Raw genomic sequence first — 24,318 nt, forward strand, 5'->3', positions numbered from 1 at the left:
CTTTAGTTTTTCGAAATACTTAAAAGTACAGTTTAGTCCAGTTCATCCGGATCTTGTTCCAGTCCGTAGCGCAAAGCAGCGATGACGCCTGGGGCAACCTCAGGGCCGCCCCGCAGCTGGATGTCATCTTCCGCAAATGGGCCAGCTGCCTCCAGCTCTTCCTCGGTGGGACGCAGCTGCAGCAGGGTAAGCTCCACGCCTTCCTCGCGAAGAACGCCGGAGAAGAGGCGAGCGGGACGAGGAGCGGCGTCGCCAAGCACAGATGCGGAGGTATCGCGGAACTTGATCTCCTGTGCCAAGACGACCCCCGCGACCTCGTGCGGCCACGCTAGGCGCGCCACGTAGTCGGCGAGTTGCTCGGAGCCTGGTTCGATGTTGTCTGGAATGTTGTCCTGGACAATGAGCGTTAGGGGAGAGGCATCCTCTTCGTTGAGTTCGGCTAGTTGGTCAGCAACCAGTGAGGTGGGAACCAAAGCAAACAAAGTTGGGGGTGCATCCCAGCCCTCGGCGTGCACGAATTCGACCGCCTCACGCATGGCTTTGTTTAATGCTGGCTGAGAAACCTCGGGGGAACTCATAGAACTCCTTATTCGTTAACTGTGTATTGCTTCCCTAAGCTGGAAGACTATACCGCTTATATTCGCACGACTTTGATTGGAGCTGGCGTTGGCCTCTGGACTTTCCCAACCCGCTGCCCCAATGAAGCGCCCGCCCCGGCTTCTCTCTTGGGCTGTCGCTATCATTGCTGTTCTTCTATTTGTAGGCCCCATGTTGGTGGGCTTCTATACCGATTGGAAGTGGTTCGGCGCAATTGATTACCGTGGTGTTTTCACCACGACCCTCGTAGCGCGCATTGTTCTGTTTATCCTCTTTGCGGTGGTTGCCGGGGGCGTGGTTTTCGCCGCCGGCTTCGTGGCGTGGCGGGGCCGTCCAGACAGCATTGACTTCAGCGACCTGAACTCGCCGGTGTACCAATACCGCCGCTCGATTGAAAAGACCATGGGCCTATTCCTCAAGGTCATCCCGATCTTGGTGGGTGCGGTCGCTGGCCTGCTGGGCCAGGCTTCCTGGCGCGAGTTCATGCTCTTCCTCAACGGCCAGGACTTTGGCGTCAAGGATCCACAGTTCCAGCGTGACTTGGGCTTCTACGCGTTCCAGCTGCCGGTATGGAACATCGTGGTCAGCGCGTTCTCCATGCTGCTCATGGTGTGCTTCCTGTTGGCGCTGTTTAGCCACTACATTCTCGGCGGCATCCGCATTGGCAATCGCGCAGCTGGTGTGCGCGGTTCTATCTCGCGCCCGGCTCGCTTGCAGCTTGCTGTCACCGCCGGACTGTGGATGATCCTGCAGGTTGTGGGCTACTGGCTCGACCGCTACCAGCTGCTGTATAACCAGCACTCGCTGTTTACCGGTGGCTCCTACACCGACATCAACGCGTACCTGCCGGCCAAGATCATCTTGATGGTCATCGGCGTGTTCGTGGCCGTGGCCATCTTTGCGGCAGTGGTTATTAAGGACCTGCGCATCCCCGCGCTTGCTGTGGTCCTCATGCTGCTGTCCTCGCTTATCATTGGCCAGGCTTGGCCGTTGATGATGGAGCGTTTCTCCGTCACCCCGAACCGCCAGGCCAAGGAAGCGGAGTACATTTCTCGCAACATCGAGTCCACCCGTTACGCCTATGGGCTCACCGACGAGAACGTGACTTACGAGGAGAACTGGGGCGCAGGCGACGTCTCCGACTCCAAGGTCGCGGCGGACACCTCGACGATTTCTAACCTGCGTCTCCTGGATCCGGACATCATTGCCCCGACCTTTACCCAGATGCAGCAGCTGAAGAACTTCTACGGCTTCCCAGAGACGCTGGCCATGGACCGTTACACCATTGACGGCCAGGTCCGTGACTTTGTGGTCGCAGCCCGCGAACTCGACCCGAACGAGTTGCAGGACAACCAGCAGAACTGGTTGAACCGCCATACCGTGTACACGCACGGCAACGGCTTCGTGGCTGCGCAGGCGAACACCGTGGATGAGGTTGCCCGAGATGCAGGTTCCGCGCGTGGTGGTTTCCCCATCTTCACGGTCTCCGATCTACAGACCCAGCAGGGCAAGGAGAACGAGGGCGAGGGCGAGACCCAGGACGCAGAGAAGTCCTTGGGCATCAAGGTTGACCAGCCGCGTATCTACTTCGGCCCGGTCATCGCTAGCGCACAGGATGGCCGCGATTACGCCATCGTGGGCAAGACCGGCAACGACTCGGTTGAGTATGACACCGATTCCACGACCTACACCTATGACGGTAAGGGCGGCGTGCACATCGGTAATTTCTTCGACCGCACCGCATATGCGTTGAAGTACCAGGAGATGAATCTGCTGCTTTCTGACCGCGTTGGTTCCGAGTCGAAGATTCTCTATGACCGTGACCCGCGCGAGCGCGTGGAGAAGGTTGCTCCATGGCTGACTACTGACTCCGCTACCTACCCGGCTGTTATCGACGGCCGCATCAAGTGGATTGTCGACGGTTACACCACCCTGGATTCCCTGCCTTATTCTCAGCGCACCTCGCTGACTGAGACCACCCAGGACACCCAGAATCCGAATGGCACCAACCAGCGTCTCATCAACGAGCAGGTGGGCTACATCCGCAACTCGGTCAAGGCCACTGTCGACGCCTACGACGGCACCGTTGACCTCTACGAGTTTGACAACGAGGACCCAGTCTTGAAGGCATGGGAGGGTGTGTTCCCGAACGTGGTGAAGCCGGAGGCTGAAATCTCCGACGAGCTGCGCAACCACTTCCGCTACCCGGAGGACATGTTCAAGGTGCAGCGTAACCTGCTGGCTAAGTACCACGTTTCTGACCCGGGCGTGTTCTTCAATAACGACGCATTCTGGTCCGTGCCGGAAGACCCGACCGCTGGCGAATCCCGCGGTCTGAACCAGCCGCCGTACTACGTCATGGCCTCTGACCCGAAGACCGGTAAGCCAAGCTTCCAGCTCATCACGTCTTACCGTGGCCTGAACCGTCAGTTCCTGTCCGCACACATGGCTGTGTCCTCGGATCCGGAGAACTACGGCAAGATCACCGTCAAGGTGCTGCCGACGGACACTCAAACCCAGGGTCCGAAGCAGGCACAGGACGCCATGATGTCTTCTGACCAGGTCGCTCGTGACCGCACGCTGTGGGAGGGTTCGAACGACCTGACCAACGGCAACCTGCTGGCACTGCCGGTGGGTGACGGTGAGATTCTCTACCTAGAGCCGATCTACTCGCAGCGCAAGGACCAAGAGTCTGCGTTCCCGAAGCTGCTGCGTGTACTTGTCTCCTACAAGGGCCGCGTGGGCTATGCGCCGACCATTGGTGAGGCTCTCGACCAAGTGGGCATTGATCCGAAGGCAGCCCAAGACATCACGGAGATCGACGGCGACGGCACTGTGAAGAACTCGCCGAGCGACTCGAAGGATGACAAGAAGTCTGGCGAGGATGGCAAGGCTTCCGCACCTGCATCTGCACCTGCTGCGTCCAACGAGGCTGAAGCAATCGACGAAATCAACACCGCACTCGATAACGTGGAGAAGGCCCGCAACGGCTCCTTCGAGGAGTACGGCAAGGCCCTCGACGAGCTCGACAAGGCCGTTGCATCCTACAAGCAGCTGCAGTCCAAGTAGCGCGCCATAGCGAAAACATACTAAAGGCCACCTGCCCAGCGGATTTGGGTGTGTGGCCTTTGGTATGTATAGTTACATGAGTCGCCAACGAAAGCGGTTAGCAAAAGCTTTAGCCGTAAACGTTAAGCGCAAGATGTTTAGAAGTACATCTCGACGCGGGGTGGAGCAGCTCGGTAGCTCGCTGGGCTCATAACCCAGAGGTCGTAGGTTCGAATCCTGCCCCCGCTACCAACTTCTAATGCCCTAGCAGCGAAATAGTTGCTAGGGTAATTTTGTCTGCATGCCCAAATGTCCCCTAAGCCTTGATCTGCGTAACTGACGAGGAAGCCGCGTCCAGAGCAGAGCCGGTGGGCTTCGTTGGCAGTTGTGCATGTTTCAGCTTCTGTCGTCGGCCCTCGGCGCGATGCGCAGGGCCTTGCGTCGTGTTTGTGGCAGGTGCCGGCTCCGCGGCGTCCTGCTTTGCCCGCTGGATCTGCGTAACTGACGAGGAAGCCGCGTCCAGAGCAGAGCCGGTGGGCTTCGTTGGCAGTTGTGCACGTTTGGCCGCCGACCCCACCGTTCCGCGGCCCAAAACTGCAGTGGCTCTAGAACGCTGCGCACATGGCATCAACGATGGTTTCTGGATTCCGTGCCCAATGGCGTCTAGCGAAGACGTTGACTCTGGCATTGCCGAGTCTGCGGATCTTGGTGGGTCCGCCATACTTGGCGAGTAGCTGAAGTATCCATGTGCGGTGGATGACCTGCCCGCGCAGAACTCGTTCGAACTCAGGGTAGGTTCCGACCAGTGCTGAGCGTATTTGGTTAATCAGTCGGGTGTATGCCCTGGCGAGATCTTCATCAATACCGTTAAGGATCTTGAGTTTGAGGAAGACTTCATCGACACGGTCAACCATGCGCGGTGATTCCGGCAGGCTCAGCCCGGCATGGGCGATAGCGACGGTGAGTTGGCCGTTGTTGTTGGGCTGGTCAAGGACAACTAGCACGTAGTGGGGCTGGTCGACTTTGCCGATGAATGAGGCAAAGAGGTCTCGTAGAGATGTTTCGTGTTGGTTGACTTGCTTGGACAGGACTTGGGTGCCGTGTTCATCTAGGACGCAGGCGTGGTGGAAGTATTTGCATGATGTCCATGCCGATGAGATAGCGGTATGTCATGGTGGTACTCCTAGCGATAGAAAGGCGGTAATCTGCTTCGTCGCTGGGGGTTGGTCGGACATACTTCGTGCTGGCATCCACATTACTTTGAGATCTCACATCAACTAGTGGCGTGGATCAGGTTCCTATTGAGCTGTTGGAGTATGTCACTGTCTTCGGCGGCATCACCCCCCCGGATCATTTTCTTAACAGGGCGAATAAGCGCCATGCCGAAGCCAGCGACTAGTTCCTCCAGTCCCGAAGGGAATGAGGTAACGGTGTAAACATAACCCGCCCCGATTAGAGGACTACGAAATGAATCCTCGGAGCCCTTCGGTGGAACTACTTAGAACGTAATGGGGGAAGTGCGCTTGCCGGATGCGGTTTGTTAGGTGTAGCTGGCAGGTGCGAGGTGATGTTGCTTTCTACACGCAGAAAATATAAGGTAGCCTTACCTAAGGCGGATGCTGGGTGCTGGGGATGCGCTGAGCGGCTCGATGGCTGCCCCGCGAATAGCCGATAAGCACCCGCCTGAAATCCAAAGAGAGAAGACTCTGCATGGCAAAACGCGGCTTCTCCGGGGTGCTCATGCGTGCCTACGGAGCCACAGACCATGAAGCGACCGTGACCCGCGTGGAAAACCTAACGGAAGACTTTCTGCGCATCTGGTTCGTTTCCGAAACTCTCCTGCAGGACGCAGCCATCGGGCCCACCGCCTATCTACGATTCTGGTTCCCCAACCCGGAACAACCGGACGTCGAACAACAGCGTTCCTACACCGTCAGTGAGGCAGACCCCGCAACCGGCACCTTCGCGATTGACGTGCTGCTCCACACCCCCGCGGGTCCCGGCTCAGCATGGGCAAAGAACGCGACAGCGGGGCAGACAATTTCAGTCACCTCGCTGGGGTCAAAAGAGTTCGTGGTTCCTGAAGAACTCCCCGCCGGCTACCTCATCGTCGGCGACGCCGCATCCATCCCCGCCATCAACGCCATCCTTAGCGAACTGCCACCGCAGCTTCCAGCCGAGGTGTATCTGGAACAAGCCCGCGAAACCGACCGCGATATTCCCCTGGCGCAGCATCCACGCGCGGAGATTCACTGGGTGCAGCGCACCGACGAGACCTCACTCGCCGACTCGATTGCGGCTCAAGACTGGTCGAACTGGGCGGCCTGGCTGGCCACCGAATCGGGAAGCCTCAAACACCTGCGTAAGCGGCTACGGGATGATTTTGGCTTCCCAAAACAAGAGATCACCGCGCAGGCCTACTGGTACTGGGGACGCGCATTCGGCAAAAACCGCTCCAAAACTCAGCCGATGCCGCTCGACACCACTACCGCGGAGGCCGCAACCACCGAATCGGCTCCGAAAGTAGAATCAGCGCCGGCACCCGAGCCGACCACGACAGCGGCGGTGCCCCGCGGGAACTGGCACTCAACGGGCGGCCGTAAACTCCTCGCGCCTCTCAAACCCACGATCATCGCCGCCGCCATTATTCAGGTGCTGGTAACGCTCATCGAGCTCGCACCCTTTGTGCTCCTCACCGAACTGGCCCGGCAACTGCTCATTGGCGCATCCACAGACACACTCACCGCACTCGGCATCTGGGCCGCGGTGCTGTTGGGTGCAGGCGTATTCCTCAACCTTGCACTCACTACCTGGCTGCACTGGGTTGATGCGCGATACGGATACACATTGCGCCGGCGACTGCTCGATAAACTCGCACGCCTGCCACTGGGCTGGTTCACCGCCCGAGGTTCAGGCCAGGTCAAGCAACTCGTGCAAGACGACACGCTCGCAATGCACTACCTGGTGACCCACGCGGTGCCCGACGCGGCAGCCGCCATCACCGCCCCCATTGCCGTATTCATCTACCTCTTCATTGTCGACTGGCGGCTAGCGCTGCTATTGCTGCTACCGGTTGTTGCTTACCTGGCAGTGATGGCAGTGATGGTCGTGAAATCGGGGCCGAAGGCCGCCGAATCGATGCGCTGGGTAGAACGGATGAACACAGCCGCCAACTCCTATCTGGAAGGGCAGCCAGTCATTCGAGTGTTCGGTGGTGCCACGGCATCACACTTCCAGAAACGGCTGCACGAATACATTGCCTTCCTCTCCGACTGGCAGCGACCGCTCGCGAAATACCGCACCTTCCTCGACCTGGTCACTCGGCCCACAACGTTCCTGTTGCTGACTGTGGTCTTTGGTGCCCTATTCATCAGCATCGGCATCATGGAACCGCTCGCGATTCTGCCGTTCCTCATCCTCGCACCCACCTTCGGCACCCGACTGCTCGGCATCGGCTACGGACTGGGCGACCTGCGCACCGGTTTGCTTGCCGCCCGCCACATCAACACCACACTCGAAGAAGCCGAACTCGACACCCTGCCCGCGCCCGAAAACGAAGCTGTCGATACCCCCGGCCGAGTAGTATTCGACGACGTCACATTCGGATACCTCCCCGGGCTGCCGGTGATCAAGAACGTGTCGCTCACGCTCGAACCGGGGACGGTGACCGCACTGGTCGGGTCATCCGGGTCGGGTAAATCGACGCTGGCCGCGCTACTGGCGCGCTTCTACGATGTCGACACCGGCAGCATCACTATCGGTGGCCGCGACCTGCGCCGGCTCTCACCCGACGAGCTGTACCGACAGATCGGCTTCGTGCTGCAGGATGTGCAACTTGTTGACGGCACCCTGCGCGAAAACATTGCGCTTGCGGTGCCGGACGCAAACGATGCACAGATCGAGTCGGCGGCCAGGGCAGCACAGATTCACGATCGCATCAGCGCACTGCCCGACGGATACGCCACCCGCAACGGCGAACAGGTATCGCTTTCGGGCGGCGAACAGCAGCGCGTAACGATTGCTCGTGTCATCCTTGCCGACACCGAGGTGCTGGTGCTTGACGAAGCCACATCATTCGCCGATCCAGAGTCGGAACACCTGGTGCAAGCGGCGATCGACGAACTCACCGCCGACCGCACCGTACTGGTGATCGCACACCGACTGCACACGATTACCGGGGTCGACCAAATCGTGGTGCTGAACGACGGGCAAATCGTTGAGACCGGCACCCACGACGAACTGCTCGCGCTGCGGGGACACTATCACGGGCTGTGGCTCGCTGGTCACCCCACAACAGACCCAATCGTGGAAGGGAGTCGGTAATGATCCGCACACTATTAGCCCTCATCCCGATCGATCGCCGCCGCGCGTTCTTCGGGTTTATCGGGTTCACGCTGCTGAGCGTCATCGCCCGCGCGCTCGCGGTGGTGTTGCTGATCCCTGTCCTGGGGTCGCTGCTTGGTGCCGATCCCGCCACAGCCTGGCCGTGGGTGGGGATGCTGCTACTGGTAGTCTGTGGCGATTATGTGATCGCCACCGTCGCCTCGCGTATCGGCCTTGGCACTGGGTTTGCGCTGCTCGACACCGGTCAGGAAACCGTCTCGAAACGTTTGGCAGCGGTGGAACTCGACTGGTTCACCGCCACTAACACCGCCACGGCGCGACAGGCAATCGCCGCCACCGGGCCCACGCTCGTGGGGCTCGTGCTCTATTTCATCGGGCCATTCATCAGCGCCGCAATCATGCCGTTGATGATCGCGCTCGCCCTCTTGTTCGTGAAATGGCAGCTCGGGTTGGCAGCGCTCGCAGGCGTGCCACTACTGCTGGGAGCGTTTGTTGCATCGCGCAGACTTGGCGAACGGTCGGATGCGGTGGCAGCGGAAGCCAACACCACGCTCTCAGAACGCATCATCGAATTCGCGCGAACGCAACAGGTACTGCGCTCGGCACGTCGCGTCGACGCTGAACAGGGACGCGCCGGGCAGGCGCTCGCGGCGCAGCGCCGCTCCATGCTCCGGCAACTCGTGTTCCAGCTACCCGGCCAGATCGTGTTCGGCGTGGCCAGCCAACTCGCCCTGATCTTGCTGGCCGCAACCGCGGTGGTGCTCGCCATTCACGGTCAGCTATCACCTGCTGAAGCCATCGCGGTGATCGTGGTTATTGTCCGCTACCTCGAACCGTTCACCGTGCTCGCGGAGCTTTCGTCGGGTGTGGAATCGGTGGTGAACACTCTGCAACAGATCCGCTCGGTGTTTGAAGCGCCCATTGCCGATAGCGGCAGGCTGTCGCATCGGTGCCAGCACGCTCCCACGATCGAACTGCGCGATGTGTGCGTCAGTGTCGCTGCCGATCAGCCCGTGCTCAGCGGCATCAATCTGGAGTTTGCGGCGGGTACAACCACCGCGATAATCGGCCCTTCGGGATCGGGGAAAAGCACGCTGCTTTCGGTGATCGCCGGGCTAAAACAACCAACAAGCGGCGACGTGCTCTTTGATGGCGTCGCAGTGGGTGAGCTCGACTCGGAATCGAAACGGGAACTGGTCAGCGTTGTGTTCCAACAGCCGTACCTGTTCGACGGCACCATTCGCGAGAACGTCCTCGCCGGTGATCCCGAAGCGAATGACGCTCAGGTGGCACACGCAGCGCGGGCGGCCCGAATCGATGGACTGCTTGCTGATCGGGTGGAGACCCACACTGGGCGAGTGGGGGAGGGCGGCACCGCGCTTTCTGGTGGTGAACGACAGCGCGTATCGATTGCGCGGGCGCTGCTGAAACCCGCGCCAGTGCTGCTGATTGATGAGGCAACCAGTGCCCTCGATAACGACAATGAAGCCGCGATCAATGACGCCTTCGCCGAAGACGAACGGTCACAAACGAGTGTCATCGTGACCCACCGGCTCAGCAGTCTGAAGCACGTTGATCGAGTGATTGTTCTGGATGGCGGTCGAGTGGTGGAAGATGGTGCACCCGCTGAGCTGGCGCAGGCGGGTGGCCGATTCGCAGCGTTCTGGCAGCATCAGGAAGCGGCAACCGGGTGGCGACTCGGCCGGGGGAGCTAGGTATTCCGCTGAGTTCACCGGGGCGCGATCCGCGCGGGCGGTTGCTGGCGTTACTCAACCCAGTTCATACAGAACACAATCCACGGCAGCGCCACGATGTCAATGAGCACTGCGCCGGCCAACGGCACGATCAGGAACGCACGTTCGGAACGCACCCCAAATCGCTGGTTGAGAGCATCCATATTTGCCATTGCGTTGGGAGTGCCGCCAAGACCATGACCGAGCGATGCGCGACCCCAAATCTTGAGACTCATCATCGCCATTGTCAAGAAGAAGCCGAGCGTGAACTTCGGGATGAGGCCGACTGCAGCATGATGATGCCGATCGTTACCACCGCATTCAGCAGCGGGCGGTACAGGGGCGCCGCGTTCGGGGTCCTCGGTAAACTCGGCATCGTCGAAGTGTGGGCTGGGTCAAGGATTGTGGACAGTTCCTAGTGTTCTTTCTCTGGTCAGGCCGCTGCGGCGAGGGTCTCGCCGGTGACGGTGTGGTGGTCGGTCCATGCTTGGCTCGGGGTGCGGTAGCCGAGCGTTGAGTGACGACGGCGTCGGTTGTAGAAGACCTCGATGTAGTCCGCGACCGCGAGTCATGCTCGGGCGCGGGTGGGGAACACCTGCTGGTGATACACCTCGTTCTTCAGGCCCGCGAAGAACGATTCAGCGGCGGCGTTGTCCCAGCACACCCCAGTGCGGTCCATCGACTGGCGAAACCCATGCGCTTGGCAGTAGCCGGTGAACGCTCCAGCACTGTATTGGGCTCCGTGGCCGGAGTGGAAGATCTCCCCGGGCAGGGCGCCGCCGTGGATGCGCGCCATCTCGAGGGCGTCGCTGACGAGGCTGGTGCGCATATGCCCGGCGATCTGCCAGTCGATCACCATGCGTGCGGCCAGATCGATCACGGTGGCGAGGTGGAGCCATCCTTCACCGGTGCGCAGGTAGGTGATGTCACCGACCAGCGCTGCCCCGGGGGTGTGGTGCTAGGGGGCGAAGTCGCGTGCGATGAGGCCGTCGAAGACCTCCGCTTCCACGTCGGTGATCGTGGGGCGACGGTAGCTGCGCGGCTGGATGGCTGCCAGCCCGAGTTCCCGCATCAGATGGGCCACCAGCCCTACCGAACAGGCTTGGCCTTTCTAGTTGAGCTGGGCACTGAACCTTCGACGCTTACTTGATGCCATGTCCTTGTTCTTCTCCCCTCAACAGGAAGTGTTCAAGAAGCTTGATACACCCCACAGATTTACCAGTTCCTCTTGGCGGCGCTGGACGTCCTCAAGGAAGCCACCAGCAGGCGACCGACGAGCGTTGGCATTATTCTGTGGTTATGGAGAATGCTGAGTTACGGTTCCTCGTGCAGGAAGTGGACTTTCAGTCTCCCTTCCCGTTTGGTGATGAAGGATTTCGAGATGACTGGTGGCACAGCAACGTTGATCGAGTAGGAGACGACACTCTGGGCGGCACTGACTACGTGCAGCTTTTGCTCGACGGAATCGAAACGGGACGCGCGTCACTCACCGACTGGCAACTATCAGACAGCTACATCGGTATTGACGCAGACGTTCCTACCAAGGAAATCTGGTTCTTCGAAATTCGATCTACGGCCAGATGTCGCGGGCTTGGCGCTGAATTCGCTTCCTTGCTTCGCGAACACTACGCGAGCACGCCGCTGATTGCTTTCTCTGAAGGCGCTGATGAGTTCTGGGAAAGCATCGGCTGGATCTACTATCCACGCAAGGACGGAGATATCCACTACCGGAAACTGTTTATCTCTGAACGAATATCCAGTTGAACCACTGAACCTGGATTTGGACCACTCACGTCGCGAGCGCGAGTGCGCCGCCATTTTGTACCCAAGTCGGGTTGAAAGCTTCGAAGAAGGTCAGACCGGCCAACTTGTCGTGGTAGCGCTTCAAGTTGTTGCGCCGCTTGACTGCACCAACGCCCGGTTCGTTGATGATGCTTGCCAGCTCGTCAGTCAGCGCGTTCAGGAATAATGGGTCGATGACCTTATGGATGTTTTCGGGACTCGTGTAGTGCATACCGCCCGCGTGACGAGTCTCGGGGTTCAGCGTGGACTCGAAGACACCGCCGAAGATGGTCGGGCTTATTTGTGACCACTCAGTATCCGCCGACAACTCGGTGATCAGTAGCTCACGAATTTCATCTGCGAAGTTGGGAATCTCGACATTTGCATCAGTGAACAGGCCACCGTTGACGTAGGGTATTACCGCAAGTGCCTGTTCATCATACGGGTCACGCAGATCCATGGGAGTATCTAGCTGTTTGAACAGGCGCTTGAGCGCGAGACGCATTGCGGGCGCGTTGACTGGGGCTAAGTAGTTCAGTACTGCGTTCTTCAGGAAGATACCTGCATCCTCGGCAAACAGACAGAACATCAGGCGCACACAGAGGACATTGAGCGCGTGCTGCGACGCGGCAGAGTCTGGGTCAACGTTCTGTTCGTGCAGTAGCTTGTACAGCTTGCCGATAAGTTCGCCAGCCTGCAACGATGCCTTCTGCTCGAGGAACGTCTTCGCATCGGGGACAGCAACGTCAATCCAGCCAGCGCCGGTGGTGCGAGATTCGAAGTGCAGCGCTGTGGTCTGGTCTTCCATGCCAAGCACGTTGGAGCACAGGTCAATCCAGAACTGTTGGGTATCTGATTTTTCAGCGCCTCGGTCTTTCCAGCGCTCAGCGAAGTCTCTAGCAGCACTTACACGCTGCGCGTGTGTCATCTCAGCCATGACGGTAATTGTCTCATGTGCCGGACATACGCAGGGCCGAAACGCCGGATAGGGTACCGGGCAGTAAAGCCCCGCCCGCCCAGCTGAATCAACCCCCGAGTCGCTGGAACTGTAGGCGGGCCTTTCGCCGTCACTGCCCTGTTGTTTTAACCTCGCCACTCAAATTCGGTGTGGCCATCAATAGTCACCGTGGCTGCATGGCGATCGCCGGCGTGTAAGGACACCAAGCACTCGTGCTCAGGCGTTGTGACTGCATAGGTGATGGATTCGTTGGTCTTATCGCGGACCTCGAGTAAGGCGTGCGTGAGCCAGTCGTTGCGGCGTCGCAAAGCAATGAGCTCCTGGTAGAGGTGATAGAGCCACCAGCCCAACTCAGCGAGTTCAGCGGGGTTCTCCGGCAGGGGAGGGCGGATTGGATCGTCGGCGGCGAATCCCTCGGCCTTCTCGCCGCGGAATGCTTGCTCGTCGCCGTAGTAGACGCTTGGCATGCCGGGGACGGTGAACAAGACCGTGGCGGCCAGTACCGCGCCGGCGTCGCCCACCTGGCTGGCGATGCGGTTGACGTCGTGATTGCCCACGAAGGTTTGCATCGTCATCGTGGAGGAGAACCCGGCGTGGCGCTCCAGTGCGTGGGCGAGCTCCCAGAAGTTCACGTCATGAATGGAGCTCCACGTTCCTTTCCACAACTCATATGCTGTGACCGCGTCGAGGTGACCCGAGCCCCCAATCGCCGCGAAGTCACCGTGGAGGACCTCACCCAGAAAAGCAACGTTGGGGAAGCGCTCACGTACGCGCTCAGTGACCGTGGCCCAGAACTTCGCGGGCACCGCATAGGCCACATCAAGACGCCAAGCGTCAGCGCCCTTGCCCAGCCAGTGGCACATGATGTCCACGACCATGTCAGCTACACGCGGGTCCGCATGGTTGAGCTCACGCAGCTGCTCGTGGCCCTCCCAGCCGGACTCCTGCACCATTCCCGCGTTGTCTTCAGTCGGGTGTGCGGCCAACGGATGCTGCGCGCCCACATGGTTGAACACACCGTCCAGCATGATGCGCAGGCCGCGGGAATGGGCGGCGTCGACAAACGCGTCCCACTCGGCATCCGTGCCTAGGCGCGGGTCCAAACGGTAGTAGTCCACGGTGTCATACCCATGACTCGTGGAGGCAAAAACCGGACCCATCAACAAGCCGTTGCAGCCCAACTCCACCACGTAGTCCAGCCATGCTTCCAAGCGCTTAAGGCGTGGGGCTGAGGTGTGTTCCTCGCGGATGGGTGCCCCGCAAGCAGTCAGCGGGTAAACGTGCCACCACACGACGTGGTCAAAAGCAGACATCGTTAAAAACGCTCCTTAAAGGCAAAACCGGGGCCGAATAATCGTGGCCCCCACGATACCCGCTGCCAGCGGCCGAGTTAGCCCAAAAGCGCAAGGCCGTGGGTGATAAGGATCTTCGAAATCATTGCCGCCGGATAGACCAGCGTGTAGCCCAACGCCACGCGAGTATCGGCGGCGGTGCGGTTGTTCACAAAAGCGAGGATTGCCGGCTGCGTCTGCGCACCGGCCAAGATGCCCGCAGTCTTCGTGGCGCCATTGCCCAACATCCTGTGCATCACGAGCGCGATGCCCACCGCGACGATGGTGGTGACAAGCATTCCGAGCAACAGGATCTTCCACCAAGCGCCGCTGGAGAACGCACCGGCAATCTGCCCGCCGGCGTTGGTGCCGGCTTGCGCAAGGAAAAGCAGGAGGCCCAAATCCGCCAAGACGGTGTTTGCCGAATGCGGCAAAGCGGTGATCATCTTGCCGATTCGACCGATGCGGCCCATAACGAGCGCCACCAAGAGAACACCCGCGGCAGCGCCGAGGTTGAGCGTGGCCTCTCCCGGCAGCGGAATGTCGATATGGCCCAAGAGGATACCCAAAGCCAAGCCCAGACCCAGCGCGACCGGGTTGATGTCGGTCAGGCCATGCGAGGAATCACCCAGGTACTTGGAGATGGCCTTCAAGTGGCCAGCGGGTCCGACCACGCGGACACGGTCACCCAACTCCACGAGGAACTCGGGGTTGGCCACCTGGTCCTCGTCGCCACGGCGGATGCGGGAGATGCGTGCTCCCCACCGGTCATTGAGCGCGTTGTTGACTTGCGCGATGGTCTTGCCCGCTAGCTGGTGCTGAGAAATGGTAATGCGGCGGAAATCTAGGTCGTGGCGGTCATCGTCCAAAATCTGTGGCGATTCGCGTCCACCGGCCAATAACACGGCGTCGAGGTCCTTCGGTGTTCCAACCACCGTCACCACGTCACCGGGGTTGAGCTCGTCGAGATAGCCCGGAATGATGATGAGGTTGCTTCCCACCCGGCGCAAACGGGTGACCTGAATCTCGTTGTTCCCGGCCGCGAGGAGGTCTGCGATACTGATGCCTTCTTTGCGCGTAATCTGCATGTGCAGGCGAGTGACGGGCGCAGCCTTGTCGGTGTCATTGGGGGCGTCGCGAAGCAAGAGCGTTGCCACGATCATCATGCCGATTACGCCGAACAGGTAGGACACCGCGTAGCCCACCGTGGCGGCGGCACCGTCCCCGGTGGCTTCCGCAGCCGCGGCGAGCGAGGGGGTGTTGGTGATGGCCCCAGCGAAGGTTCCGGCGATCACTGAGATGTCTAGCCCAAATACGTATGTGCCCACGGTGTGCGCCGCGATGGCTGCGATGATGAATACCGCAATCATGGATAATACGGGCGCGGTGGCGGTGCGCAAAGACTGGAAGAAGACGATGCCGGAATTATTGCCGATGCCGAAGGCGAAGATAACTAGGCCGAACGTGCCGATGACGGGCGGCACGCTCACGGCGCTGCCGGTGCTTGCCGACGCCGCGGCAAAAGCAATGCCGAGGAATAGCACGGCCGCAGCCCCCAGGCTGACGCCTTTTAGTTTGATGTTGCCGAGCGCCATTCCTACGCCGATGAGGGCAAAGACAAGGAGGATAGGCTGATCAGCCAGGAAGGCGAGAAGCTGAGTCACGTCGAGTTCCTTGAGAACGGTTGGGGGCAGTGAACGAGGCCAAGATTGGGCCTCAACATCATAGCGAGGAAACTGATTTCTGGCGCGAGATTCGGGTCTGAAGATGCGGGTACACCCGCTGGCTGTGTAAAAGGTAACGGCTTGGACACAGAACGCTCAGAGCGCGTCACGTAGGGGTGGCACGTGACAGTATGTGGGAGGCTAGACCAATAGCAAGATAGATTGAGGGAATTGTTCATGATTCGTATTCCGCATCTTAAGAAAGTCATCGTGGGCTCGGCTTTCGTAGGTGCGTTTTTCTTTGCGAGCCCCACGGCCGGCGCCCAAGAGCTTCCAGCTTCTGCTCCAACGGGTTCCGACGCAGTCACCACTGCCGTTTTAAACCAGTTCAACAGCGAAATCGCACGTTTTGGTGCGGCCTCTGGCGTGACCGCCGCAGTCAACCAAGCGGTCAGTGACGCGAACACTGCGATCGTGCAGGCGCAGTCAGAAATTGCGAAGTGGCAACCCGCCACAGAGCAGTTTGTTGCGCGTGAACACAACACGCAGCAGTACGCGCAGCCGTTGACTAATCCAAATCCCATCGGGATGATCGAGAATGCAACACAGCCGGAGTTTAAGCCACAAGGCACTGACCCAAACTACGTGTGGAAAAATGACGCTTTTTCCAAAGTAGCGGCCGCTAAGCCTTTCAACGACTACGTGTTGCACCGCGTGCCAGCATCCTACTTCGATGCCCCCCGCATTCCGGAGGAATCCAACGCTGCCATGACTCGCGGCAAGTCCTTGTATGGCCCGGGCACGCCGCTCTACGTCAACCAGGACACCATGTGCACCCTGACCGCAGCCGGCACTGACGCGGCGGGTCGCAAGGTGGGCCTGACCGCTGGCCACTGTGGCAATGTGGGCGACTCGGTCTCTTCTGCCGATTCCTGGCAGGTAGGAACCACGGGCACCATCGCCGCAAAGAATGAGTACCTCGACTACACCGTGATCGAGTTCGGTTCCAAAGCAGAGATCTCTCGTTCCTACAATGGCGTTACCGCAACGCAGTTGGGCGGCACTGCCAAGCCGGGCGAGCTGACCTGCAAGACTGGTGTTGCCACCGGTACCACCTGTGGCGTGACCTACCAGCAATCGCGCGAGGTGCAAATCAATCAGATCTGCGCCATGGTGGGCGATTCGGGTGCACCGGTCATGAGCAACGGTCGGATCATCGGCACGGTCTCCCGCGGACTTATCCCAGGCCTGCCGGAGTGCCGCAGCCCATTGCAGGGCCCGTTGCACAACCCAACCGTGGCTATGAACATGGATGCAATCCTCGCAGACATGAACCGTCGCGGCGGAGTTGGCGCAGGTTTTGTGCTGCCACAGCACTAAAAGCAAAGGCTAATTGCTTTTCTAAAAGCGAAACACCAAAAGCGGCGGTGGGGGAAGTTTATGAGACTTCCCCCACCGCCGCTTTCTCTTTGGCCTAGTTCAGGATGCCGAGGACGGAGTCGTGAAGCAGTCCGTTGCTGGCCACTGCCGAGCCGTTGTGTGGGCCTTCCTCGCCGGTGAGACAGGTGAACTTGCCGCCGGCCTCGGTGACCAGCAGGGTAGGGGCCGCGAGGTCCCACAGGGACACCTCTGGCTCAGCGGCGATGTCCACGGCGCCTTCGGCAACGAGGCAGTAGTTCCAGAAATCACCGTAGCCGCGCAGGCGCCAGGTCTTTTCCGTGAGCTCGATGAAGCGATCCTGCAGGCTGCGCTCAGCCCAGCCAGCCAGGGAGCTCATGGCCACCGAAGCATGCTCGAGTTTTTCGACCTGGGAGACGTGCAGGCGCTTGGGCTCTCCGCCGAAGACTCGGTAGGCGCCGCCGCCCTTGGCGGCGTACCAGCGACGTCGCAAAGCAGGTGCGGAGATCACAGAGACCACAGGTTCGCCGTCCTCCAGCAAAGCGATGAGCGTTGCCCACACCGGGACGCCGCGCACGAAGTTCTTGGTGCCGTCGATGGGGTCGATGACCCACTGGCGTCCCTTAAACGTCGGGGTGCCGCCGAACTCCTCGCCCAGGACCTCGTCGCGTGGGCGCGAGCGCTTGAGGGCCTCGCGAATCTGCTTTTCACAAGCCAAGTCGGCGTCGGAAACCGGGGTCATGTCCGGCTTGTCCTTAACCGAAAGATCGGATGCCTCAAAGCGATTCATCGTGATGACATCCGCGTGGCCCGCGAGTTCCAACGCGAGTCCGAGGTCTTCTTTGCACTTACCCACGGAGCCATTCCTCCATCTCGTCAACTACTTGTTTATTACCGGCGATGCACCATTCCACACCGCCTGCTTCTACCTTGCGGGCAGCGCCGCCGGCTGCTTCAACCAAGGCCTTGCCGGGGAACCAGTCCCAGTCGGCCACACTGTGCTGCATCCAGGCACCCCAGGTGCCGTCAGCCACAGAAGAGAGATCAACTGAGCCCGCGCCAAGCATACGGACTGTAGCAAACTTTTCGCCGACTCTCTGCCAAGCGGCGCGGATATCTGCGTCTTGGATGGAGGTGGGGTGGAGGTAGGTGGCCATGCTGATCTCTTTGGCAGATTGATTCTGCAGTTTCGCCACGTCCTTTCCGTCCCGGGAGGTAGGGAAGTCGCGGCCGCCGAACCAGGTGTATCCCATGGCAGGGCGGTGGACTGCGCCGAAGATGACGCCCTCGGCGTCGGCTAGTGCGAGCGCGGAGCACCAGTAGTCAGAGCCGGAGCTGAAGTTGTAGGTGCCGTCTACTGGGTCGATGACCCACGTGCGGCCGGAGGTGGAGGGGCGTGTGGCGCCTTCCTCACCGAGGATTCCGTCCTCGGGGCGGACGACCTCGAGGACGCCGGCGACGAAGCGTTCGGCGGCGCGGTCCGCATCCGTGACGACGTCAGAAACAGAGGTCTTCTGGTTAATGTCGACGCCCTGCTCACGCATGCGCCAGGCGAGGCGTCCTGCGTTGTAGACGAGCGCCTGCGCAAGGTGCGCATCGGTGTCGTCGACGTGAGCTACCAGAAAGGTCTTGGTGATCGCATCGATCATCTCATTCAAGCTCGGCTGTTGAGTCATGCGGATATTGTCGCGCTAAATGCGGCCGATGGCTAATTGCGGTTGCTGCGCAGGTAGACTTGGGCCCTATGCGTCCCGAACAATCAGCCCGTCTTGCAGAACTGGATTCCACCCTCGCCACCATTGAAAAGGTGATGGATCCTGCGGCTTTAGCTGAGCAGGTTCGTGAGCTGGAGGCACAGGCTGGGGACCCCTCTTTGTGGGATGATCCCGCTCACGCTCAGCAGGTAACTTCCGCTCTTTCAGCCGCGCAGGCCAAGATTCGCAAGCTGGAGAGCCTGCGTTCGCGTGTGGACGATATGCCCGTCATGTTCGAGTTGGCGGAGGAAGAGGGGGACACCGCGCTTGCCGACGACGAGCTGGAGGACCTGGGTGCTGCCATCGAGGCGTTGGAGGTGACCACGATGCTCTCTGGCGAGTATGACCCGCGTGAGGCTGTCATCAACATTCGCTCGGGCGCCGGCGGCGTCGATGCCGCGGACTGGGCGGAGATGCTCATGCGCATGTACACCCGCTGGGCCGAAAAGCACGGCCACAAGGTGGACGTCTATGACATCTCTTATGCGGAAGAGGCTGGCATTAAGTCCGCGACCTTCGTGGTGCACGGCGAGTACATGTATGGCCAGCTTTCCGTGGAGCAGGGCGCGCATCGCTTGGTGCGCATCTCGCCCTTTGATAACCAAGGCCGCCGCCAGACCTCCTTTGCTGAAGTGGAAGTGTTGCCGGTGGTTGAGCAGACCGACCATATCGACGTCCCGGATGGGGATGTGCGCGTGGACGTCTACCGTTCCTCGGGTCCTGGCGGACAGTCCGTCAACACCACCGACTCCGCGGTGCGTCTGACACACATCCCAACCGGCATCGTGGTGACGTGTCAGAACGAGAAGTCCCAGATTCAGAATAAGGCGTCAGCAATGCGCGTCCTGCAGGCCAAGCTTTTGGAGCGCAAGCGTCAAGAGGAGCGCGCCGAGCTTGATGCGCTGGGTGCGGGCGGAAACGCCTCGTGGGGTAATCAGATGCGTTCCTATGTTTTGCACCCGTATCAGATGGTCAAGGACCTGCGCACTAACTATGAGGTAGGCGATCCCTCGAAGGTTCTGGACGGTGACTTGGACGGATTCCTGGAGGCTGGCATTCGGTGGCGAATGGCTGAGGCGCAGAAGGCAGAGAAGGAAAGTTAGTTTTTATACTTTCTGTTGTTAACTTGTGTTGCTAATGTGGCTTGAGTGATCACCTTTGAAAATGTGTCCAAGGTCTATAAGACGTCGACCAGACCTGCGCTTGACGATGTCTCCTTTGAAATCGAAGACGGCGAGTTCGTGTTCCTTATCGGCCCTTCTGGCTCCGGTAAGTCCACGTTCCTTCAGCTGATGGTGCGTGAAACGAACGTCAGCTCTGGCGACATTCACTTTGACAACTTCCACGTCAATGCCTTGAAGGGGCGCCAGATCAATCAGCTGCGCCAGTCTATCGGTTACGTCTTCCAAGACTTCCGCCTGCTGCCGAAGCTCAACGTCTATCAAAACGTAGCCTTTGCGCTCGAGGTAATTGGCAAGAAGAAGTCGAAGATCGACAAGGCCGTGCCGGAGGTCCTCGAGATGGTGGGGCTGGGTTCGAAGCAGCACCGCATGCCGCACGAGCTGTCCGGTGGCGAGCAGCAGCGCGTGGCTGTGGCCCGCGCGTTCGTCAACCGTCCGAAGCTGGTGCTGGCCGACGAGCCCACCGGCAACCTGGATCCGGGTACGGCCACTGAAATTTTGAGCCTGCTCACTCAGATCAATCGCCGTGGTACCACCGTGGTTATGTCGACGCACAACGCCCGCGCGGTTAACGACGCCCGCCAAAGGGTCCTCGAGCTTCACAACGGCAAGCTCGTGCGCGACGAAGCCAACGCACTGTACGGGGAGGCGCTCTAAATGCAACTGGGACTAGTAACGCGCGAGGCCTTCAAAGGACTGGGCCGAAACCTGACTATGACCATCGCTATGGTCATCACCACCGCCATTTCTGTAGCCCTCGTGGTGGCCGGCGTGCTGGTGACTAACATGACCAACGACACCAAGGGCCTCTACTTGGAGCGCGTTGAGGTAATGATCCAGCTCAACGAGGACATCTCCGCTAATGACCCGAGCTGTACCTCGCCAGCCTGTGCCGACCTGAAGAAGCAGCTCGAGGAAGATGATGGCATTGAGTCGGTGACCTACCGCGACCGTCAGGCTTCCTACGGCCGCTTCGTGGAGCTTTTCCAGGAAACCGATCCGGTCATGGTGGAGGAGACCTCTCCAGATGCGCTGCCGGCGGCGTTCCACGTCCGCCTCGTTGATCCGACGAACACCGCGCCTATCGACGCAATTAAGGACAACCCTGCGGTCAGTGAGGTCATCGACCAGCAGGAGGAGGTGCGCGGTGCTGCGAACAACCTCGACTCCATCCGTAACGCCACCTTCCTGTTGGCAGCGGTGATGGCCATTGCAGCGATCTTCCTTATCGCCAACATGGTCCAGATTGCCGCCTTTAACCGCTCCCGCGAGATGTCTATCATGCGTATGGTGGGCGCCTCCCGCTGGATTACCCAGGCGCCGTTCGTGTTGGAGGCACTCCTTGGTACGTTCATCGGCGTTGTCCTCGCCGGTATTGGCGTGGTCGTGGGCAAGTCTGCCGTGCTGGATCCTTCGCTGAAAAACCTCTACGAGTCCCAGCTCTTGACCCCAATCAAGACCAGCGACATCTGGGTGGCTCTACCGATCGTGGGCGTCCTCGCGCTCTTCTTCGCGGCGCTTACCGCGCAAATTACGCTGCGCGCTTATGTACGCAAGTAAGCACCGCGTATAGTTGTAGAAATTATGGCGAAGAAGGCAAAGAAGAAAGCAGCGGTCGACAACAACACGACCCTAGCCACCAATCGCCGTGCCCGTCACGATTACAAGATTCTCGATACCCTCGAATGCGGCATGGTCCTGGTGGGAACCGAAATCAAATCTATGCGTGAGGGCAAGATTTCCCTCGTCGATGCGTTCGCAACCATCGACGACGGTGAGGTCTACATCCGCAATCTCCACATCCCCGAGTACTCGCAGGGAACGTGGACGAACCACTCGCCAAAGCGCACCCGCAAACTGCTTTTGCACCGCCGCGAAATCGACAAGCTCATGGGCCAGGTGCGCGACGGAAACAAGACCTTGATTCCGCTCAAGGTCTACCTCAAGGATGGCCGTGCCAAGTGCGAGCTGGGGCTTGCGCAAGGTAAGCAGGATTACGACAAGCGTGAGGCTATCAAGCGCCGCGATCAGGATCGCGAAATCACTCGCGAGCTGGGACGCCGCGTGAAAGGCATCAACGCTTAAGTGCTTGGCGACGCCCGGGGGCGTAGCCTGGGTGCATGATTCATACGGCGAAGGCGCATGATATGGCCAAGGGGAAGACCTCAACCAAGGGCACCACGGTGTTGGTGGACAGGCTCTGGCCCCGCGGCATCAGCAAAGAGGACCTGCGCGCGGACGAGTGGCTCAAGGACGTGGCACCCACGCCGCAGCTGCGCAAGTGGTGGAACCACGATCCGGATTCCTTTGATGAGTTCGCGAAGCGCTATCGCGCGGAACTTGAGGAAAACGACAGCGACGACATGGAGACCTTGCGATCCCTTGCGGACAAAGGAGCTGTCACGCTGCTCTTTGCCGCTAAGGACCGGGAGGTCAACCATGCCGTCGTGCTAAAAGATTGGCTGGAATCCCAGTTAAACAAGAAGAACTAAGCCCTCTGGGCTGGGGTGGTTGAGCTGGGGTGGGTGAGGCCAGCTCAGCTGTTAGTTAAAGATGCCCCAGATTGCCGCGCCCACGGCCACCAGGCCGGTGATGACAACGAAGTAGTTGCTGAAGCGGTTGCGGAAGCGGGCCAGGCCCGGAATCTTGTGGATGGCGTACATCGGCAGTAGGTAGAGGATTGCTGCGATGAAGGGGCCGCCGATGGCCTCGATGAGCCCGAGGATGGACGGGTCGATGATGGCGACAATCCACGCGCACACGAAGATGAAGAAATGCATGATTCCGTTGAGCTTGGCCTGCGAGAAATTCTGCGTGGCACCTGGTGCGATACGGCGCAGCAGGTAGTTGCCGCCTTCGGTGGCACCGAGGACGTGGCCGAAGTAGGAAGAAACGATGGCCACGATGGCGATGAATGGGGACACGAAAGCAAGCACTGGAACGCCCGTCACGTTAGCGAGGTAGGACAGGACTGGCAGGTTTTGCTCGCGTGCCTCCGCGAGGCCATCTGCACCCAGCGCGAGGGTGCACGACCACACGAAGAACATTGTGAATACAGTCAGCAAGATCGCGGTAAGCGCGAGTGCACGGGAGGCGTTCCCAGAGCTCTTCTCCTTGCCGTGCGCTGCGACCATAGCCAAGGAGAACTGGGAAATGGCGGGGGAGTGGTTGAAAGCGAAGACAAGGACGGGGATGATGAGCGCGACGCTGCCGACGATGCTCCAGTCAGCATTTCCTGTGCTTGCGAAAGAGTCGAAGTCCCAACGGGGAATGAGGTAGAGGGAGAGCGCGCCGAGACAGAAGATTAGCGGGTAAACCAAGAACTGGGTGACCTTCAGGACCATCTTCTGGCCGAAGCCGAAGACTACGGTCATGATTCCGACGAGCAGGAATGATAGGAGCGGACGGGGGATTTCCGGGCCGTTGAGCTGGTTGACGATGAAGCTATTAACCGTGTTGGTGATGGAGACACCGTAGATCAAGACGATCGGGAAGATGGCCAGGAAGTACAGGATAGAGATGACAAAACCTGCGGTCTTACCGAAGTAGTCGGTCACGACTTCGGTGATGTCATCGCCTTGACGTGGGGATGCACAGATCATGCGCGCGAGGCCGCGGTGTGAGAAGTACGTCATGGGGCCAATGAGGAGGGTGGCGATGACGAGCGGCCAGAAGCCGAAGCTGCCGGCGTTGATGGGCAGGAACAAGATTCCTGCACCGACTGCGGTGCCGAAGAGTGAGATGGCCCATTCCGTGTTGGTTGCGTGGTGGGCGTTATCTGATGCGGGGTGGGCATCCGAAAGTGCGGCAGCTTCGCTGGCGCTGGCGTTGTTCACGTTCTCTGCTGATGATGAAGTCACTGTTTGCCTTTGGTTATCGGTTTACATTTTTGAGAGCAGTGTGAAAATAGGCTAGCAGCTGTAGTGCACGTCACGAATGCGTTCCAGCTAATTAATAGTCTCCCGTATGTCTGGAATTTGAGACTTGAGGGAATAGTCTTGGGTGGAGTAGTGTTGTACGAACTGTAGAGAAAGCACATGCCCGCTCTACGGATGTAAGGGGTCGACTTGGTTTCGACTTCGTACATTGAGCCAGGGGAAGCGTGCCGGTGCAGGCTGGAGACCACCGTAAGCGTCGCAGCAACCAATAAACGCAGAGAAGAACTCTCAGCGTGACTACGCCCTCGCTGCCTAATTTCAGCGACGCGTGTCTGTCAGCCCAGGTTTAGTTCCTGACCTGGTTCCTGGCATCGACTAAGGAACTTGCTCCACCGGCTTGTCGTTCGGTCGGTGGGGGACTTTCAGAGCGACTGGGCCCATCATCCGGAACGTGTTTGCCCGTGCCGGAGGGCCGAGTAGAGATCCTGTGCAGACTGCGCACGGAGAAGCCCTGGCGAGGTGACGAAGGACCCGGGTTCAATTCCCGGCGGCTCCACCGCAAAGTCCCAGCTAGACTACGTTCTATCTGGGGCTTTTCAATTTTTAGCCGAATCGCGTGAGCCTGGTTGTTAAGAACAAAAAGAAAGGGA

Annotated in this window: 18 protein-coding genes, 1 tRNA gene, 1 other RNA gene and 2 pseudogenes; 12 read left to right on the plus strand and 10 right to left on the minus strand. The window is 59.6% G+C overall.

Annotated elements, in window-relative coordinates; genetic code table 11:
* Positions 1-32: 32 nt before the first annotated feature.
* On the minus strand, positions 33-578 hold the full coding sequence (locus HMPREF0308_RS02220; RefSeq protein ID WP_005528215.1) for a PPA1309 family protein: 546 nt from the start codon (positions 576-578) through the stop codon (positions 33-35).
* 121 nt (positions 579-699) lie between these two features.
* On the opposite strand from HMPREF0308_RS02220, the gene HMPREF0308_RS02225 reads away from it, so the two are divergent.
* Positions 700-3,666: a UPF0182 family protein gene (locus HMPREF0308_RS02225; protein WP_005528228.1), complete on the plus strand. Its 2,967-nt coding sequence runs from the start codon at positions 700-702 to the stop codon at positions 3,664-3,666.
* Between the two features lie 154 nt (positions 3,667-3,820).
* Positions 3,821-3,897, plus strand: a tRNA-Met gene (locus HMPREF0308_RS02230).
* A gap of 359 nt (positions 3,898-4,256) precedes the next feature.
* Here the strand turns inward: HMPREF0308_RS02230 and HMPREF0308_RS02235 are convergent.
* A pseudogene (locus HMPREF0308_RS02235) lies at positions 4,257-4,818 on the minus strand (IS110 family transposase); the annotation flags it as partial.
* A gap of 537 nt (positions 4,819-5,355) precedes the next feature.
* On the opposite strand from HMPREF0308_RS02235, the gene HMPREF0308_RS02240 reads away from it, so the two are divergent.
* Together HMPREF0308_RS02240 and HMPREF0308_RS02245 are read left to right on the plus strand one after the other, a co-directional pair.
* Positions 5,356-7,968: an ABC transporter ATP-binding protein/permease gene (locus HMPREF0308_RS02240; protein ID WP_005528231.1), complete on the plus strand. Its 2,613-nt coding sequence runs from the start codon at positions 5,356-5,358 to the stop codon at positions 7,966-7,968.
* Positions 7,968-9,704, plus strand: coding sequence for an ABC transporter ATP-binding protein (locus tag HMPREF0308_RS02245; RefSeq protein WP_005528232.1), 1,737 nt, complete (start codon positions 7,968-7,970; stop codon positions 9,702-9,704). The genes HMPREF0308_RS02240 and HMPREF0308_RS02245 overlap by 1 nt, the downstream gene beginning before the upstream one ends.
* A 50-nt stretch (positions 9,705-9,754) precedes the next feature.
* Here HMPREF0308_RS02245 and HMPREF0308_RS02250 read toward each other — a convergent pair whose 3' ends face one another.
* Both HMPREF0308_RS02250 and HMPREF0308_RS12920 read right to left on the minus strand, forming a co-directional pair.
* Positions 9,755-9,958 carry a sodium/glutamate symporter gene (locus HMPREF0308_RS02250; protein ID WP_034656582.1) on the minus strand — a complete coding sequence of 68 codons (204 nt, stop codon included), beginning with the start codon at positions 9,956-9,958 and terminating at the stop codon, positions 9,755-9,757.
* Between the two features lie 332 nt (positions 9,959-10,290).
* A pseudogene (locus tag HMPREF0308_RS12920) lies at positions 10,291-10,665 on the minus strand (DDE-type integrase/transposase/recombinase); the annotation flags it as partial.
* A gap of 356 nt (positions 10,666-11,021) precedes the next feature.
* Between HMPREF0308_RS12920 and HMPREF0308_RS02260 the strand changes: the two are divergent.
* The gene (locus HMPREF0308_RS02260) at positions 11,022-11,486 is read left to right on the plus strand and encodes a hypothetical protein (protein WP_005528239.1); all 465 of its coding nucleotides are present in this window, start codon (positions 11,022-11,024) and stop codon (positions 11,484-11,486) included.
* Between the two features lie 25 nt (positions 11,487-11,511).
* Here HMPREF0308_RS02260 and HMPREF0308_RS02265 read toward each other — a convergent pair whose 3' ends face one another.
* The 3 genes from HMPREF0308_RS02265 to HMPREF0308_RS02275 all read right to left on the minus strand — a co-directional run bounded on the left by HMPREF0308_RS02265 (position 11,512) and on the right by HMPREF0308_RS02275 (position 15,457).
* The gene (locus HMPREF0308_RS02265; protein WP_005528241.1) at positions 11,512-12,441 is read right to left on the minus strand and encodes a type IIL restriction-modification enzyme MmeI; all 930 of its coding nucleotides are present in this window, start codon (positions 12,439-12,441) and stop codon (positions 11,512-11,514) included.
* 146 nt (positions 12,442-12,587) lie between these two features.
* Positions 12,588-13,775 (minus strand): alpha-amylase family protein, encoded by a 1,188-nt coding sequence (locus tag HMPREF0308_RS02270; protein ID WP_005528243.1) that lies wholly within the window; start codon positions 13,773-13,775, stop codon positions 12,588-12,590.
* Between the two features lie 77 nt (positions 13,776-13,852).
* A complete protein-coding gene (locus tag HMPREF0308_RS02275) occupies positions 13,853-15,457 on the minus strand; it encodes an aspartate:alanine exchanger family transporter (protein ID WP_005528246.1) in 1,605 nt (534 codons plus the stop codon).
* A gap of 237 nt (positions 15,458-15,694) precedes the next feature.
* Here HMPREF0308_RS02275 and HMPREF0308_RS02280 point away from each other — a divergent pair, with 237 nt between their 5' ends.
* Positions 15,695-16,837 (plus strand): S1 family peptidase, encoded by a 1,143-nt coding sequence (locus HMPREF0308_RS02280; RefSeq protein ID WP_005528248.1) that lies wholly within the window; start codon positions 15,695-15,697, stop codon positions 16,835-16,837.
* Between the two features lie 94 nt (positions 16,838-16,931).
* Here the strand turns inward: HMPREF0308_RS02280 and hisN are convergent, their stop codons facing one another.
* Both hisN and HMPREF0308_RS02290 read right to left on the minus strand, forming a co-directional pair.
* Complete coding sequence (gene hisN / locus HMPREF0308_RS02285; RefSeq protein WP_005528250.1) at positions 16,932-17,711, minus strand: histidinol-phosphatase; 780 nt, start codon at positions 17,709-17,711, stop codon at positions 16,932-16,934.
* On the minus strand, positions 17,704-18,531 hold the full coding sequence (locus tag HMPREF0308_RS02290) for an inositol monophosphatase family protein (protein WP_005528251.1): 828 nt from the start codon (positions 18,529-18,531) through the stop codon (positions 17,704-17,706). The genes hisN and HMPREF0308_RS02290 overlap by 8 nt, the downstream gene beginning before the upstream one ends.
* A 68-nt stretch (positions 18,532-18,599) precedes the next feature.
* On the opposite strand from HMPREF0308_RS02290, the gene prfB reads away from it, so the two are divergent.
* The 5 genes from prfB to HMPREF0308_RS02315 are packed head-to-tail and all read left to right on the plus strand — an operon-like array spanning position 18,600 to position 22,282.
* A complete protein-coding gene (gene prfB, locus HMPREF0308_RS02295) occupies positions 18,600-19,712 on the plus strand; it encodes a peptide chain release factor 2 (RefSeq protein ID WP_005528253.1) in 1,113 nt (370 codons plus the stop codon).
* Between the two features lie 45 nt (positions 19,713-19,757).
* Entirely contained in the window at positions 19,758-20,447 is a 690-nt protein-coding gene (gene ftsE / locus HMPREF0308_RS02300; RefSeq protein ID WP_005528255.1) for a cell division ATP-binding protein FtsE, read from the plus strand.
* Positions 20,448-21,350: a permease-like cell division protein FtsX gene (gene ftsX / locus HMPREF0308_RS02305; RefSeq protein ID WP_005528257.1), complete on the plus strand. Its 903-nt coding sequence runs from the start codon at positions 20,448-20,450 to the stop codon at positions 21,348-21,350.
* A 24-nt stretch (positions 21,351-21,374) separates the two neighbouring features.
* A complete protein-coding gene (gene smpB, locus HMPREF0308_RS02310) occupies positions 21,375-21,875 on the plus strand; it encodes an SsrA-binding protein SmpB (protein WP_005528259.1) in 501 nt (166 codons plus the stop codon).
* A gap of 35 nt (positions 21,876-21,910) precedes the next feature.
* A complete protein-coding gene (locus tag HMPREF0308_RS02315; RefSeq protein ID WP_005528261.1) occupies positions 21,911-22,282 on the plus strand; it encodes a DUF488 domain-containing protein in 372 nt (123 codons plus the stop codon).
* Between the two features lie 51 nt (positions 22,283-22,333).
* Here HMPREF0308_RS02315 and HMPREF0308_RS02320 read toward each other — a convergent pair whose 3' ends face one another.
* Complete coding sequence (locus HMPREF0308_RS02320) at positions 22,334-23,650, minus strand: SLC5/6 family protein (RefSeq protein ID WP_005528263.1); 1,317 nt, start codon at positions 23,648-23,650, stop codon at positions 22,334-22,336.
* A gap of 198 nt (positions 23,651-23,848) precedes the next feature.
* On the opposite strand from HMPREF0308_RS02320, the gene ssrA reads away from it, so the two are divergent.
* Positions 23,849-24,227, plus strand: a transfer-messenger RNA (tmRNA) gene (ssrA, locus tag HMPREF0308_RS13150).
* The last annotated feature ends 91 nt before the right edge of the window (positions 24,228-24,318 follow it).

It is taken from the genome of Corynebacterium striatum ATCC 6940, from assembly GCF_000159135.1.
Lineage (GTDB): Bacteria > Actinomycetota > Actinomycetes > Mycobacteriales > Mycobacteriaceae > Corynebacterium > Corynebacterium striatum.